We start from the raw sequence: 15,082 nt of genomic DNA, 5'->3' as shown, positions 1-15,082 counted from the left end.
GGCACGGGAGACCTCCGGGGTCAGGCGACGAGTTGCGGGTCGGCCGCGGGACGGGCGTGTCGACGGAACGGTTCGTCGGCGTGCAGGCCCCGGCTCCAGGCCGGGACGAGCGCGGACAGGGACAGGCAGGCGAGCACCGCGAAGCAGACGACGACGCCCGCGCTGCCGGTGAGGGCCAGGCCCAGGGCCACGGCGACCGTGACGGCGGTGTTGTCCACGGCGACCCGCAGACCGTTCACCATCCCCGCCTGCCGGGCGTCGCCGCCGACGTTGAGGGCGGCCGCGTTGGCGGTCTTGAAGATCCCCCCGGTGAGCCCGATCGCGCACAGCAGCGACCACAGGGGGACGGCCCGCGCCGGACCGGCGAAGTGCAGCGCGAGCAGGACGAGCACGACGGTCGAACCCCCGATGGCGGCGGTGGTCAGCGCGCGGCCCGAGAACCACGGCGACAGCCGTCCCGCCACGAGCGAGGCGATCGCCGTCCCGACGGCCAGCGCCGTCACCTGCACCCCGGCGTCCAACGGGGAGGACCCCTCGTCCTGCTGCAGGTGCCAGACGACGACCACGGCCACCGAGCCCTCGGCCAGCGTCGACAGCCCGGTGGCGCCGTAGGCGGCCCCCCGGAACCGCTCGCGGACCAGCGTCAGGTCGACGACCGGGTCGCCGGCGCGACGTTCGGCCAGGACGAGGACGACCCCGGCGCCGGCCGCGACCACGAGCGCGCCGACCGTCGTCGCCGTCCACCCCGACGCGCCCGCCTGGTTCGCCCCGAAGACCACCCCGGCCATGAGCACCGCCGAGGCCAGGGCGCCCAGCACGTCCGGTCGCCCTGGCCGGCGGGGGGCCCGCCGGACCCGCGGCAGCGCGACACCGGCCCACACGAACCCGATCAGCCCCAGCGGCGCGCCGACCGCGAACACGGCCCGCCAGCCGATGGCTTCGGTGAGGACTCCGCTGACGAGGGGGCCGACCGCGGTCGCGACCGACATGATGCCGATGTTCGCGCCGATCCCCACCGCGAGCCGGCTCGGCGGGAACACCTCCACCAGCAACGCCGTCGAGTTCGTGATGACGCAGGCCGCCCCGAGCCCCTGCAGGCCCCGCAACGCGACGACCAGCCAGGGGTCGGACGCGAACGTGGCCCCGGCGACCGAGAGCGTGCACAGCGCCAGCCCCGTGAGGTACACCGGGCGGCGGCCGACCGCGTCCGCCACCCTGCCCGCGACGAGGATGGACGCCGAGCACGCCAGCAGGTAGGCCAGCAGGAACCACTGCCCCTGCACGACGCTGGCGTCCAGGTCGTCGATCATCGCGGGCAGCGCGACCGGGACCATGCTCACGCTGGCGAAGGCCACGACGAGCCCGAGGGCCGTCGAGGACAGGGTGAGCCAGGCCGCGCGCGGGATCCGCACGGGGACGGGGCGGTCTGAGGGCACGCGGATCAGAACTCCAGCAGGTTGTCGCGGAACTGCTCGTGGGTGTAGCCGTCGCGGGTCAGCCCGCGCCTGCGGAGCTCGGGGACGAGTCCCTCGGTGATCTCCGCGATGTAGCGGCGGTTGACGTTGCCGGAGATGAGGAACCCGTCGCCGCCGACCTCCTCGACGATCTCGCCCATCTGGGAGGCCACCGCGTCGGGGCTGCCGACGAGCTCCACCGAACGGCGCACGTTCGACTCCGCCGCCTGGCGCAGGGTCATGCCCTGCGCGTTCGCCGACATCATGACCATGGACGACCGGGTCGCGTTGGTCTGCGAGAGGTCGGGGAACGGCGCGTCGAGGTCGTACTGCGCGAAGTCCACGCCGCTGGCGTAGGACATGTTGGCGAGGTTGACGGAGATGTCGGCCTTGAACCCGGCCAGCATCCGCTCGTTCTTGGCCTCCGCCTCGGCCTGGGTCTCCCCCAGCACGGGCGAGACGATGAACAGGACCTTGCAGGAATCCGGGTCGCGTCCCGCCTCGACCATGCGGGCACGGACGTCGGCCCGGTACTCCTTCATGGCCTCCACGGACTCCACCTGCGCCAGCAGGGTGTCGCAGTGCCGGGCCGCCAGCGCCCGCCCCGGGTCCGAACCCCCCGCCTGGCAGACGACTGGGCTGCCCTGGGGCGGCGCCAGGGTGTTCAGGGGCCCCCGGCTGCTGTGCCACTTCCCCTGGAAGTCGACCGGCCGGACCTTCGACCCGTCGACGTAGACGTTGCGCGCTCGGTCCTGGACGAGCGCGTCGGCGTCCCACGACCCCCACAGCTGCTTGACGAGGTCGATCCACTCGTCGGCCATTTCGTAGCGCAGGTCGTGCTCGAAGATGTCGTCGTGCCCGAAGTTCTGCGCGGTGCGGGTGTTGTGCGACGTGACGAGGTTGACGCCCGCGCGGCCGCGGCTGAGGTGGTCCACGGTCGCCGCCGTCCGCGCCGCCATGAACGGCGGGTAGTACGAGGTCGACATGGTGCCGACGAGGCCCAAGCGTTCGGTGTGCTGGGCCAGGACCGGCAGCAGCTGCCACGGGTCCTGCTTGGGCACCGAGCGGGCCCGGGCCAGCCACCAGTCGTGGTTGCCGCCGTAGGAGTCCGGGACGAAGGCGCCGTCCTCGAACATGACGTAGTCGAACCCGGCGCGCTCCAGCGACCTCGTCATGTCCACGTAGAGCTCGGGGTGGTTCCACTCGTCGCCACCCTCACCGGACCACGTCCCGTTCCAGCTCTGCACCTGCCAGCTGAGGAACCACGCGAGGTGGAACATCGCTTCTCGCTCTCTCGTCGGGGATGGGTCAGAAGGCGCGCAGGTTGTCGCGGAACATCGCGTGCTCGTAGCGGTCCCGGGTCAGCCCGCGGCGCTTCAGCACCGGCGCGAGACCGTCGGTGACCTCGGCGACGTAGCGGCGGTTCAGCGGGGCCCCGGCGATGAGGAAACCGTCACCGCCGACGTCCTGGACGACGCCCTCCATCTGGTCGGCCACGTCCTCGGGCGTCCCGACGAACTCGATGGTGTCGATCGCGGAGTGTCCGATGAGCCGTTCGCGCAGCGTCTGCGTCCCGTCCCCCTTGAACTCCTCGAAGCTGCTGCGGTGCCCGTTGCTCACGAGGTCCGTCGGCAGCGGCGCGTCCAGGTCGTACTGCGACAGGTCGATGCCCGACAGGTGCGAGCGGCCGGCCAGGAGGCCGTCGATGTTCTTCGCCGCGGCGTCCTTGCGGCGTTGCAGCTTCGCCTTGGCCTCGGCCGTGGTCTCCCCGAAGACCGGGGAGATGAGGTAGAGGACCTTGACGTGGTCGGGGTCGCGGCCCTGCTCGGTGGCCAGGGTGCGGATCTCGTCGCGGTAGGCCCGCATCTTCGAGGTGCCGTGCGGGTTGGAGATGATCGCCTCGGCCCAGCGCGCCGCGAACGCCTTGCCGGCGCTCGACCCGCCGGCCTGCAGGATGACCGGCGACCCCTGCGGGCTGGGCACGGTGTTCAGCGGCCCGCGGGAGGCGTAGTGCTTGCCCTGGAAGTCGAGCCGGTGGACCTTCTCGTGGTCGGCGTAGACACCGTTCTCGACGTCGGCCAGCACCGCGTCGTTCTCCCACGTGTCCCAGAGCTTGTGCGCGAGCTCCACGAACTCGTCGGCCATCTCGTAGCGCACGTCGTGCTCGGGCATGTCGAAGCCGTAGTTCTGCGCGGCCCGGGTGTTGGACCCCGTGACGACGTTCCACCCGATCCGGCCCTTGGCGATGTGGTCGAGCGTCGTCATCATCCGCGCGACGGTGTAGGGGTGGTAGAAGGTCGTCGTCAACGTGGGGATGATCCCCAGGTGCTTCGTCTCGTGCGCGAGGATCGCGGCGAGGACCGCCGGGTCGTGCTTGGGTGCCGCGGACGCGGTGCGCAGGTAGTACTCCATCGACCCCTTGTAGGTGTCGGAGACCTGGACGGAGTCCTCCATGATGAGGAAGTCGAAGCACGCGCGTTCGAGGGAGTGCGCCAGGTCGACGTACTGGTCCGGCATCATCCAGTCGTGGGCGCCGGTGCCGGACCAGGGCTGGTTCCAGCTCTGGACGCCGAAGCCGGCGCCGAGGAACCAGCCGAGGTGGAACTTCGAGGAACTCATGGGGATGGCCTTCCTAGAACTCGAGGAGGTTGTCGCGCAGCTGCGTGCTGCTGAAGCCGGTGCGGACGAGTCCGCGGCGCTGCAGGGCGGGGACGAGGCCGTCGCAGATCTCGGTGACGTACTGCCGGGTGGGGGGCTGGCTCCACACCATGAACCCGTCGCCGCCGACCTCCTGCGCGATCGCGCCCATCTGGTCGGCGACCGAGTCGGGGGTCCCGACGAGTTCGACGGCCTCCGTGCGGTACGCCTCCACCGCCTGGCGCAGGGTGCGGTCGCCGGCCCAGGTGCGGAACGTCTCCAGCGTCGACTGGTGCCCGTTCGTCCTGGCGGCTGCGGGCAGCGGTTCGTCGAGGTCGAACCGCGAGAAGTCGATCTCCATGCTCCCCGACCAGCCGACGAGCTGACCCGTCGGGTCGTCGCGCACGGCCTGCCGGCGGCGCTCGAACCGTTCGGCAGCCTCGGCCTCGGTGGCCCCGAGGACCGGGGAGACGATGAACATCACCTTGACGTCGTCGGGGTTGCGCCCGAACGCCGCGGCCCGCGCCCGGATGTCGTCGCGGTAGGCCTTCATGGCGGGCACGCCCTTGGGCAGGGCCATCACGAGGTCGGCCGTGCGGGCCGCGAGCTCGCGCCCCTTCGGCGATCCGCCCGCCTGGCTGACGAGCGGCCGGCCCTGGGGCGCGGGGAGGGTGTTGAGGGGACCCCGGGACCGGTGGTAGCGGCCCTCGAAGTGCACGGGGTGGACCTTCTCGTGGTCGACGTACACCCCGGTCTCGCGGTCCATGACGAGGGCGTCCGGTTCCCAGGACGACCACAGGCGGTCGACGAGGTCGATGAACTCCTCGGCCCGTTCGTAGCGCTCGTCGTGCTGGGGCAACCCGTCGAGTCCGAAGTTCTGCGCGGCGCGGTCCTCGCTGGAGGTCACGACGTTCCAGCCGGCCCGGCCGCCGGACAGGTGGTCCAGCGTGCTGAACGCCCGCGCCAGCAGCCACGGCGGGTAGAAGCTCGTGGACGCGGTGACCGAGACGCCGAGGTGCTCGGTGGCCTCGGTGAGCAGGGGGGCCAGGGCGAGGGGGTCGCCCTTGGGCGCCCACACCCCGCGGGCCAGCGTCGCCTCGGACGTGCCGCCGTAGGTGTCCGAGACCATCGAGGAGTCCTCCAGCAGCAGGACGTCGAAGCAGGCGCGGTCCAGCGCGCGGGCCAGGTCGACGTGGAAGGTGCCGTCCAGCCAGTCGCGGTGGCTCGCCTCCGTCCCCTCGAAGGGCTGGTTCCACCCGTGCGGGACGAACGCGCCGAACCACCCGAGGTGGAACTTCTCCGCCGTCACGCGCGATCCAGGTGGGAGTAGTCGATGCGGAAGTCCGTGCGCTGGGCGAAGCCCTCGACGTCCGCGCGGAGCACGGCGGCGGGTTTGATGCGGGCGATCATCACGTAGGGCGCCTGCTGCACCATGCGCAGCTCGGCGGCCTGCCAGTGCGCCATGGCCTCGGGGCTCAGGGCGTCGCCGGCGTCGAGCCCGGCCTGGACCTCGCCGAGGAAGGTCGGGTCGTTCCACAGCGCGGTGTTGGAACCGCCGCCCGGCTGGGTGAGGAGCTGGAGCATGTAGGGCGGGGTCATCGTCACCGACGAGCCGACGCTGAGGGAGGCCTGCAGCTTGCCCTCCAGGCTGTCCTGGTTGAGCTGGGCGGCCGGCAGTTCGCGGATCTCGACGGTGATGCCGGCGTCGGCCATCGCGGACTGGATCTGGATGGCCGTGTCCTGCACCGACGGCAGCTGGTTGTTGACGCTGAGCGTGAAGGACAGGTCGCTCACGCCCGCCGCCGCCAGCAGCGCCTTCGCCTGGGCCGGGTCGTGGGTGAACTCCGGGACGGCGGAGGCGTCGTACCCGGGGGCCGTGTCGTCGAGCACGTGGTTGTACTGGTACGCGCGGTCGGAGTAGACGTCGGAGATGATCTTGCCGTAGGGCACGGCGAAGGCCATGGCGTACCGGACGGCCGGGTTGTCGAACGGGGCCCTGGTCGTGTTCATCGCCATGAGCAGGTAGGAGTTCGTCTTCGTGTCCGGCACGAAGACTCCGCTGTCGGACTCCAGCGCCTTCTGGTCCGACGGCCGCAGGCCGAGGGCGACGTCCGCGTCCCCGCTGCGCACCATGTTGGCGCGGGTGGCGGCGTCCTCGACGAGGCGGCGGGTCATGCGGGTGATGGCGGGGGCGCCGAGCACGAAGTCGGGGTGGGAGACCATGACGATCTCCTGGCCGGGGGTGACCGACTCGAGCTTGTACGCGCCGAAGCCGACGTTCCCGCGCAGCATGTCCTGCACGCCCCACTGCACGGCGTAGGGGTCCTCCGGGGTGGCGTTGGCCTTGAGGTGGGTGCTGTCGTAGATCGACCCGATGTTCTCGGCGAGGTTGGCCAGAAGCGTCAGGCCGTACCCGGCCTTCTCGACGGTGAACGTCACCGTGTGGTCGTCGACCTTGGCGATCTGCCGCGCCGGGTCGGTGAGCATGGGCTTGTAGTAGCCCGCCATGCCGCCGCCGGGGGTGGCGAACTTGCGCTCGAAGGACCAGAGGACGTCGTCGGCCGTGAGCTCGTTGCCCTGCTGGCTCTTCACGCCCTGCTTGAGGTGGAACGTGAACGTCAGGCCGTCCGGGCTCGTCTCGTAGCTCTCGCAGAGGTACGGGTCGAACGTGTAGAGGTCCTGGTTCTCGGCGTTGCCGTCCTTGACGTACGGCTTGCGCAGGAGCTGCGCGTGCAGGTTGTTCGTGACGTCCTGGTTGTCCGTGCCCGCCGTGTAGCCGTAGTCGCGGACGACGTTCGACGCCTGGTCGGGGGTGACGACGACGAGCGTCGTGTTCGGCACTCCGCTGTCACCGGCGGGAGCCTCGTCGGCGCAGGCGTTGAGCCCGACGACGACACCTCCGGCGGTCAGCAGGGCGAGCGCCTGGCGGCGGCTCGGGCCGGCGGCCGGGACGGGACGCACGGGGGGCATGGGGTCTCCTCGGGGAAGGGTGCGGGAACGGGCAGGGTGGGGCGCCCGACCGGCGGGGACCGCCCGGTCGGGTGGGGAGGGTCGGCTCAGCGGCTCAGGTCGGCCGCGAGGCGCCGGCCGAACACGGCCACGGAGGCGACGGCGAGGCAGAGGGCGGCGGCGGGAGCGCCCGCGGCCCAGAACTTGCCGACGGCGGCGTCACCCGCGCCGCGGGTGATCATCGCGCCCCACTCCGGGCTCGGCGGCGGGAGACCGACGCCGAGGAACCCGAGGGCCGCGGTGAGGATGATCGTCACCCCGAACAGGACGGGCGCGTTCTGCAACGCCGGGGTGGTGGCGTTCGGCAGCACGTGCCGCAGGACGAGGCGGACCTCGCTGAGGCCGGCCTGCCGCGCCGCGTCGAGGTAGGCGTCGTGCCGCACCCGCAGCACCTCGGTGCGGACGAGGCGGGCCTGCAACGGGGCGAGGATGATCGACAGGGTCACGACCATCGTCGGAGTGCTGGTCCCGAAGAACGAGACCACGACGAGGGCGACGATGACGGTGGGCACGGCCTCGAGGAGGTCCATCCCCCGGGTCGCTGCCCGGGCGGCGGCGCCCCGCAGGCCGCCGTGCTCCTCGTTCATCCCCACGACCAGACCCACGAGCGCGCCGACGACCGTGGCGAGCAGGGTCGCCAGCGTCGCGATGACGACGTCGATGCGGGCGCCCGCCAGGGTGCGGGAGAAGACGTCGAGACCGGCGTTGTCCGTGCCGAGGAGGAACTCGCCCCCCGGGGGCAGGGACGGGGTGCCGACGACGCGGGTGGGGTCGTGGGGGGTGATCCACGGGCCGACGACCGCGAGCAGGACGAGGGCGAGGACCGGGACGGCGGCCACCAGGGTGGCGGTGCGGACCCTGCGCCGCCGGGGGGCCGGGACCCCGGAGACCTCGGGGGTCGCGGACCCCGTGTCGGTGTCGGTGTCGATGTGGGTGTCGGGAGTTCGGACGTCGCTCACGCGGACCTCACCTGTCGTCCCGGCTTGCGCCGGGGATCCAGCAGCATGTTGACGATGTCGACGAGCAGGAACACGACCATCGACAGCGCCCCGATGACGAGCAGCGCCCCCTGCAGGGCGACGAGGTCGGTGGTCCCCACCGCGTCGACGGCGTAGGTGCCCATGCCGCCGAGGCCGAAGAGGGACTCGAGGATGACGGCACCTCCGACGAGGGAGCCGAAGACGTTGCCCGCCATGGTGACCACCGGGGGCAGCGCCCGTCGGTACGCAGCCGCCCAGACGACGCGACGGGGGGTTCCGACGGCGACGGCGAACTGGGTGGACAGCGCCGCCGTGCTGTCCTGGAGCGCCGACAGCAACTGCTTGAGGAGCACCGGGCACACCGAGACGACCAGGACCGCGATGGGCAGCAGCAGCCGCGAGGACATCGAGGAGACGACGAGGGTGTCGCCGCGCAGGACGGCGTCCAGCCAGGGGAACCCCGTGAGCGGGTCCGCGGCCGCGAGCCCGGGCCGGGTGCGGCCCGTGGGGGCCGGCACGACGTGCAGGGTGGCGTAGAACAGGAAGATCCCGAACACCGCGACGACGAACTCCGGGACGGCACCGGCCGCCTGGGAGTACCCGCGGACGAGGGTGGCGGCGAACGAGCGGGGCCGCGCCGTCACGACGGTGGACAGCAACAGGGTCACGACGACGAGCCACGTGAACGCCATGACCGCCAGTTCCAGCGTCCCGGGCAACCGGTCGGCGATGTCCGCCGTCACCGAGCGGCCCGTGGCGATCCCTTCGCCGAGGTCGAGCCGGACGAGGTGACCGAGGTAGGTCCACAACTGCTCGGGCAGCGAACCGTCGAGGCCGAGCCGCTGCCGGGTGGCCAGGTACTCCGCCTCGCTCGCCTCCGGCCCGACGACCTCGCGGGCCGGGTCACCGGGGATGAGCCGGACGAGGAAGAACGTGGCGACGGCGAAGAGGAACAGGTGCAGCGGCAGGGCCAGCAGCCGCGTGAACCACCAGCGCTGCCGGGTCGCCCAGCCCCTCACGACGCCGCCTCCAGGTCCGGGGTCCCACCGTGCGCGAGCAGGAGGTGGCGCGTGTACTCGTGCCGCGGCGCGGTGACGAGGGCGTCGACGGGGCCCTCCTCGACGACCTGCCCGCGGTGGACGACGGCCAGGGTCGTGGCGACGAACGCGGTGGCCGGCAGTCCGTGCGAGACGAACACCAGCCCGCAACCGGCATCGCGGCAGTAGTCCTTGAGGTGGTTCAGCACGCTGCCCTGGACCGAGACGTCGAGGGCGGACACCACCTCGTCGCAGACGAGGACCCGCGGTTCGACGACGAGCGCACGGGCGATCGCGAACCGCTGCCGCTGGCCGCCGGACACCTGCCGGGGCCGGCGGTCGGCGAGGACGGGGTCGACCTCGAGGGAGGTGAGGACCTCGTCGACCCGCCGGTCGGCCGCCGCGCGGCCCAGCCCGTGCAGGCGTTCGAGGGGCTGGCGGACGGAGTCGCGCAGGGACCGCCGAGGGTCGAAGGACGAGCTCGTGTCCTGGGCGACGTACTGGACCGTCCGCCGGAAGTCCGTGCGCCCGGTGCGGGTGCTCAGCAGGTGGGCTACCGGCTGCCCGTCGAGCAGGACCCTCCCCGTGGAGGGGGGTTCGAGACCGGCGAGCATGCGCGACAGGGTCGACTTGCCCGATCCGCTCTCCCCGACGATCCCGAGCGCGGTGTCCGGCCGGACGCGCAGGTCGATGCCGGCGACCGCCGCGGGGGCCCCGCGGCGGTAGGACTTCGTGACCCCCTCGGCGGACAACTCGGTGAAGGGACTCGACAAGGGCATGGCACCTCCCGGTGTGCGCCGGTGGAAGAGGGGCGCAGGACGGCTCCCGCCGGTCGACTGCGTGGCCGTCAGGTTGTCGGTGCGTCGTTTCCGCACGGCGTCGTTCCGGTTAACCTCGTGTTTCGCCACCCGTCGCCGCAGGTCAGGGGCCCGCAGCCGCCAACAACGCCACTCGCGGGTCGAGTCGAGGACAGGGTCGGTGGCGTTGTCCGCTGAGATGCGTTGCAGCGCAGTCGGTCACGCCCAGCGCAACACCACGTTCACAAACCCGACGCCTGTCGGAAACAACTGCTTCCCAGACTCATGGCGAACCGATGCCCACAACGACGCCGACAACCCGGAACGAGGGACGACGATGAGCGCGCCACGCAGGATGCACCTGGGGTGGTTCATGAACTTCACCCGGCCGGCGTGGACGACGCCCTGGGTGAGCGACGCCGAGGCCCGCGAGTGGACCGACGGGGAGTACCACGTCGACTGGATCCGGGCCATGGAGCGCGCGAAGTTCGACTTCATGATGCTCGAGGACTCCTCCATGGTCTCCGACGGTTTCCGCGGGACCATGGACGCCGACCTCAAGCACTCCCTCTACGCCCCCAAGCACGACCCGCTGGCGCTCGCGCCGGTCCTCGCCCGCGAGACCAGGAACATCGGGGTCGTCGTCACGGCCTCGACGTCGTTCTACCCGCCGTTCCTGCTCGCCCGGTCGATGTCCACGATCGACCACCTCTCCCGCGGGCGGATCGGCTGGAACATCGTCACCTCCTCGGAGGACCGGGCCGCGCAGAACTTCGGTCTCGACACGCTGTACGAGCACGACGCGCGGTACGACCGCGCTGACGAGTTCGTCGAGGTGGTCGAGGGCCTGTGGGGGTCGTGGAAGCCCGGCGCCCTCGTCGCCGACCGCGCCACGGGGACCTACGTCGACGCCTCACGAGTGGCACCCATCCACCACGAGGGCCGGTTCTACAAGGTGCGCGGCCCCCTCAACACACTCCCCTCACCCCAGGGCCGGCCGGTCTACCTGCAGGCCGGAGGTTCTCCCCGCGGCCGGGAGTTCGCGGCCCGCCACGCCGACGCCGTCATCTGTGCGGCTCAGGGCGTCCCGGCGATGCGCGAGTTCCGCGACGACGTCCGCACCCGGGCCAAGGCGCACGGCCGTGATCCGGACGACGTGAAGGTCATGTTCATCACCCTGCCGGTCGTCGCGGCCTCGCACCGCGAGGCGCAGCAGGTGTTCGAGGAGATGCAGAACCCCAGCGAGACCGCGGTCGAGATCTCCCTCGGCCACATGGGTGCGCTCACCGAGATCGACTTCTCGACCGTGGACCCCGACGCGCCGCTGGGCGACCTGCAGACCAACGGTCACCGCACCACGCTCGAGAAGTTCACGGGTCTGGGCGGGACGTTGCGCGAGGCGACCGGCCGTTGGGCCACCCGCTACACGAACCCGGCCTTCGTCGGAACACCCGACCAGGTCGCCGCCGCCATGGCCGAGGAGTTCGACGAGGTCGGGGGTGACGGGTACCTCATCACCGGTGGGGGCAGCCGGCGCGCCATCGCCGAACTCACGGACGGGCTCGTCGGGTCCCTGTCGGACCTGGGCCGCGTCCGCCGCACCTACGAGCACGAACTGTTCCGCGACAACCTCCTGGCCTTCTGAACCGTCCGTCCCCAGCGCCGACCGACCGAGGAGCCCGCATGCCCACCCGACCGAGCCCGCCCACCGCAACCGCACCGGCACCGGCACCGGCACCGGCACCGGACGAGCTGCACCTCCCCACCCCCCGCGACGTCGACGTCGTGCTGCGCGTCGAGGGCGTCGTGGAGCACGGCGACGAACGCGGTCGCCTGCTGGGTTTCCCGACCGCGAACGTGGCCGTCCCCCCGCACGGGCTGCGCGACGGGGTCTGGGCCGGCACCGTGCGCATCGGCGGAACCGTCCACGTGGCGGCCGTCAGCGTCGGGCACCGCCCCACGTACTACGGCAAGGACGGGGAACGCCTCCTCGAGGCCAACCTGCTCGACTTCTCCGGCGACCTCTACGGGCTCACCGTCCGCATCGACCTGCACGCCCGGCTGCGCCCACAGCGGCGCTACCCCGGGTCCGAGGAACTCGTCGCGCAGCTGCGGCAGGACGTCGCCGACACCCGGCGGTGGGCCGTGGACGCAGGCCTCGGGCACCTCTTGGCGGACGGTTGACGGGCGGGACGGTGAGGAGCGCGTCCCCCCGGCACGCCGGCCGGCGTCACCGCGTCGGCGCCTCCCGGCACCGGCGCACCACCGGCCCCGACGCGACCGGACAGGACCGGCAGCAGCGGTGGGGTCACCGCGCGACCCGTCGCGCCCTCCTGGTGCGGGACGCCGTCCTGGACCTCGGCCGGTCCGGCGCTCTCACGCACGAGGCCGTCGCCGTCCGCACGGGACTGCCGATCGGCCAGCTCCGGTGGGAGTACCCCACCGTCGTCGACCTGGCGCACGCCGCCACCCACCCCCTCCAGAGGAGTTCCGACCGATGACCGACACGACCGACGTGACCGAGCTGACCGTGGTGACCGGCGCGACCGGCGCCGTCCCGATGACGCCCGTGGCCGCCGACCCCATGGCGCTGCGCTCGACGTCCGCCCTGTTCCCCTCCGGCGTCGCGGCCCTGTCCGCCGTCGTCGAGGGCGAGGACGGTCCCGAACCCGTCGTCCTCGTCGCCTCGAGCTTCCAGGTCGGCATCTCCCTGGACCCGCCGCTCGTGCTGTTCGCCGTGCAGCACACGTCGACGAGCTGGCCCAAGCTGCGCGCGGCCGTGCAGGCCGGCGGCAAGCTCGGGGTCTCGGTGCTGGGTGAGGCGCACGACCTGGCGGCGCGCAGGCTGGCTTCCCGCGCGTTGCGCGCAGCCGAACGGTTCGACGGCCTGGACACCACGACCCTGCCGTCCGGTGCCCACTTCGTCCACGGCGCCCCCGTCTGGCTCGAGTGCAGCATCCACTCCGAGGTCCCGGCCGGTGACCACGACGTCGTGCTGCTGGAGGTCCACTCCCTCGGCGGGGTCGCGGAGACCGAACCGCTCGTGTGGCACTCCTCCGGGTTCCGCACCCTCACCCCCAAGGCCGCAGGGTGAACCCGCACCCCCCGTCGCTGCGCACCGTCGTCGTGTGCGGCAACCCCAAACCCGCCTCCCGCACTCTGACCGCCGCCGTCACGGCCGCCGAACTGCTCGCCCAGGCCCCCGTCGACCAGGTCGTCGACGTCACGACCCTGGGCCCGGGACTGCTCGGCTGGGGCGACCCCACCGTCCAGCAGGCCGTCGCCGACGTCGCCTCCGCCGACCTCCTCGTCGTCGCCTCCCCCACCTTCAAGGCCACCCACACCGGACTGCTGAAGCTGTTCCTCGACCAGTTCGCCGGCGGCGAAGGTCTGCGCGGGGTCACCGCCGTCCCGCTGATGCTCGGCGCCGGCCCGGCGCACGCGATGGCTCCGGACCTTCTGCTGAAACCGGTCCTCGCCGAACTCGGGGCGACGTGCCCCGCGCCCGGGTTGTACCTGCAGGACGAGCAGGCCGAGGCGCTGGGCGCGCAGACCCCCGCCCTCGTCGCCCACGTCGAACGGTGGGGCGCCGTGCTGCGGGCGAGCGCCACGGCGCGAGCCGACCGGGTCGCCCCGCCCGCCGGGGTGCTGACGGCGGGGTGAGACCTCAGACCGCCGACCAGCCCCCGTCCGAGGGCAGCACGACGCCGTTGACGTTGACGGCGTCGTCGCTGAGCAGCCAGGTGATGCTGGCCGCGAGCTGGTCGGCGGTCGCCGGTGCCGGGACCACCGTCTGCAGGACCGGTCCGACGCGCTGGGCCGCGAGCTCGGAGCGCATCGGGGCCTCGATGTTCGTGATGACGGCCCCGGGAGCCACGGCGTTGGCCCGGATCCCCTGCGGCCCGTGGAAGAACGCGATGCTCTTCGTCAGCCCGTTCACGGCGTGCTTGGACGCCGTGTAGGCCACGCCCGACGCCGATCCACGCAGGCTCGCCTCGGACGAGACGTTGACGATCGCCCCCTTCCCCGCGGTCGTCATCACGGGCAGGACCGCCCGCACCAGCCGCATCGGTGCGGTGAGGTTCACCGCGAACACGCGGTCCCAGGTGGCGTCGTCGACCTCCGAGGGCGGGAGGAACGCGTCCATGATCCCGGCCACGTTGGCGAGGGCGTCGATCCGCTCCCCCGCGGCGGCCACAACGGCGGAGACGCCCTCCTCGGTCGTGATGTCCCCGACCACCGGGACGAGGTCGAGGTCCGCGAACTCGGCGACGAGCGTGTCGAGGCGCTCGCCGGAGACGTCGGCGGCGACGACGCGAGCCCCCTCGCGGGCCAGGCGGACGGTGGTGGCGCGACCGATGCCCGAACCGGCACCGGTGACGATCGCCGTCCGGCCGGCGAAGCGACCGGGGACGACGGGCAGGTCCGGGACGGCGGGAGACTGGGAGGGGAACTCAGCAGCGGGAGCGGTGGACACGACGTCCTCCTCGACGACGGGATGGGAAGGCCATTGAAGCACTCAGTGCATCAAACGGACCAGGGGCCGGTACGGACCCGTCCCCGGGGACGTCCCCCCGCGACGTCGACGTCCGCGATCGCCGTCACCGCACTCCGGCTGTTCACCGCGCAGGGCTACGAGGAGACGACGATGGACGACGTCGCCCGCGCCTGCGGGATCGCTCGCCGCACCCTGTTCAGCTACTACCCGTCCAAGAGCGCGATCGTCTGGGACGGAAGGGACCAGGCCTCCGCCGCGATCGCCGCCGCCCTCGCCGACGTCCCCGCCGCGACGGACTGGCGGACGGCGCTCGCCCGGACCCTGCCCGCGGCGCTGGTGTTCCCCGACGGCGACGAGGCCCTCCTGCGCTCGCGGTTGCGGCTCATGGCCGCCACCCCGGACCTGCGGTCGCACCTGTTCGCGGTGCAGTTCTCCGTCCTGGACGAACTCGCGGCCTTCGTCGCCGACCGCGCCCCCGGCGAGGACGGGCTGACGGTGGCCGTGGCCACGCAGGCGGCGCTCTCGGCCATGACCGCGGGGCTGCTGTGGTGGGCGGCGAACGAGGGGCAGGAACTGCGTCCCACGCTGCGGCGGGCGCTGGAGCAGGTGCTCGCCACCGGGTGAGCGGCGCAGCGTGCGGCGGGACGACCGGGTGCTGCGGGGACGTCCC

Annotated in this window: 15 protein-coding genes; 6 read left to right on the top strand and 9 right to left on the bottom strand. The window is 72.4% G+C overall.

Going from position 1 to position 15,082, the window contains the following annotated elements; all coding sequences use genetic code 11:
* Positions 1 to 20: 20 nt before the first annotated feature.
* The 8 genes from ACFEMC_RS01120 to ACFEMC_RS01085 all read right to left on the bottom strand — a co-directional run bounded on the left by ACFEMC_RS01120 (position 21) and on the right by ACFEMC_RS01085 (position 9,896).
* Positions 21 to 1,436: an MFS transporter gene (locus ACFEMC_RS01120; protein WP_380172769.1), complete on the bottom strand. Its 1,416-nt coding sequence runs from the start codon at positions 1,434 to 1,436 to the stop codon at positions 21 to 23.
* A gap of 5 nt (positions 1,437 to 1,441) precedes the next feature.
* Positions 1,442 to 2,734 carry an NtaA/DmoA family FMN-dependent monooxygenase gene (locus ACFEMC_RS01115; protein WP_380172768.1) on the bottom strand — a complete coding sequence of 431 codons (1,293 nt, stop codon included), beginning with the start codon at positions 2,732 to 2,734 and terminating at the stop codon, positions 1,442 to 1,444.
* A gap of 28 nt (positions 2,735 to 2,762) precedes the next feature.
* Positions 2,763 to 4,073, bottom strand: a complete 1,311-nt coding sequence (locus ACFEMC_RS01110; protein WP_380172767.1) for an NtaA/DmoA family FMN-dependent monooxygenase — start codon at positions 4,071 to 4,073, stop codon at positions 2,763 to 2,765.
* A 13-nt stretch (positions 4,074 to 4,086) separates the two neighbouring features.
* The gene (locus tag ACFEMC_RS01105; RefSeq protein ID WP_380172766.1) at positions 4,087 to 5,400 is read right to left on the bottom strand and encodes an NtaA/DmoA family FMN-dependent monooxygenase; all 1,314 of its coding nucleotides are present in this window, start codon (positions 5,398 to 5,400) and stop codon (positions 4,087 to 4,089) included.
* Entirely contained in the window at positions 5,397 to 7,061 is a 1,665-nt protein-coding gene (locus ACFEMC_RS01100; RefSeq protein WP_380172764.1) for an ABC transporter substrate-binding protein, read from the bottom strand. The genes ACFEMC_RS01105 and ACFEMC_RS01100 overlap by 4 nt, the downstream gene beginning before the upstream one ends.
* Before the next feature lie 86 nt (positions 7,062 to 7,147).
* Positions 7,148 to 8,059: an ABC transporter permease gene (locus ACFEMC_RS01095; protein WP_380172762.1), complete on the bottom strand. Its 912-nt coding sequence runs from the start codon at positions 8,057 to 8,059 to the stop codon at positions 7,148 to 7,150.
* Positions 8,056 to 9,099 (bottom strand): ABC transporter permease, encoded by a 1,044-nt coding sequence (locus ACFEMC_RS01090; protein ID WP_380172760.1) that lies wholly within the window; start codon positions 9,097 to 9,099, stop codon positions 8,056 to 8,058. Before ACFEMC_RS01090 ends, ACFEMC_RS01095 begins: the two co-directional genes overlap by 4 nt.
* Positions 9,096 to 9,896, bottom strand: coding sequence for an ABC transporter ATP-binding protein (locus tag ACFEMC_RS01085; protein WP_380172758.1), 801 nt, complete (start codon positions 9,894 to 9,896; stop codon positions 9,096 to 9,098). The genes ACFEMC_RS01090 and ACFEMC_RS01085 overlap by 4 nt, the downstream gene beginning before the upstream one ends.
* A gap of 355 nt (positions 9,897 to 10,251) precedes the next feature.
* On the opposite strand from ACFEMC_RS01085, the gene ACFEMC_RS01080 reads away from it, so the two are divergent.
* From ACFEMC_RS01080 to ACFEMC_RS01060, 5 genes are read left to right on the top strand one after another with little or no spacing between them, the layout of a single operon-like run.
* Positions 10,252 to 11,559, top strand: coding sequence for an NtaA/DmoA family FMN-dependent monooxygenase (locus ACFEMC_RS01080; protein WP_380172756.1), 1,308 nt, complete (start codon positions 10,252 to 10,254; stop codon positions 11,557 to 11,559).
* Positions 11,560 to 11,597: 38 nt separating this feature from the next.
* Entirely contained in the window at positions 11,598 to 12,098 is a 501-nt protein-coding gene (locus ACFEMC_RS01075) for a riboflavin kinase (protein WP_380172754.1), read from the top strand.
* An 11-nt stretch (positions 12,099 to 12,109) separates the two neighbouring features.
* Positions 12,110 to 12,415: a hypothetical protein gene (locus ACFEMC_RS01070; protein WP_380172753.1), complete on the top strand. Its 306-nt coding sequence runs from the start codon at positions 12,110 to 12,112 to the stop codon at positions 12,413 to 12,415.
* Positions 12,412 to 13,008 (top strand): flavin reductase family protein, encoded by a 597-nt coding sequence (locus ACFEMC_RS01065; protein WP_380172751.1) that lies wholly within the window; start codon positions 12,412 to 12,414, stop codon positions 13,006 to 13,008. Before ACFEMC_RS01070 ends, ACFEMC_RS01065 begins: the two co-directional genes overlap by 4 nt.
* 17 nt (positions 13,009 to 13,025) lie before the next feature.
* Positions 13,026 to 13,577: an NADPH-dependent FMN reductase gene (locus ACFEMC_RS01060; protein WP_380176529.1), complete on the top strand. Its 552-nt coding sequence runs from the start codon at positions 13,026 to 13,028 to the stop codon at positions 13,575 to 13,577.
* Positions 13,578 to 13,581: 4 nt separating this feature from the next.
* Here the strand turns inward: ACFEMC_RS01060 and ACFEMC_RS01055 are convergent, their stop codons facing one another.
* Complete coding sequence (locus tag ACFEMC_RS01055) at positions 13,582 to 14,337, bottom strand: SDR family NAD(P)-dependent oxidoreductase (protein WP_380176527.1); 756 nt, start codon at positions 14,335 to 14,337, stop codon at positions 13,582 to 13,584.
* 75 nt (positions 14,338 to 14,412) lie between these two features.
* Here ACFEMC_RS01055 and ACFEMC_RS01050 point away from each other — a divergent pair, with 75 nt between their 5' ends.
* Positions 14,413 to 15,036 (top strand): TetR/AcrR family transcriptional regulator, encoded by a 624-nt coding sequence (locus ACFEMC_RS01050; RefSeq protein ID WP_380172750.1) that lies wholly within the window; start codon positions 14,413 to 14,415, stop codon positions 15,034 to 15,036.
* Positions 15,037 to 15,082 lie beyond the last annotated feature (46 nt).

Source organism: Kineococcus sp. DHX-1 (assembly GCF_042473625.1).
Lineage (GTDB): Bacteria > Actinomycetota > Actinomycetes > Actinomycetales > Kineococcaceae > Kineococcus.
Note: the sequence above shows the minus strand (reverse complement) of the source record. Positions and strands in the feature narration are given on the sequence as shown.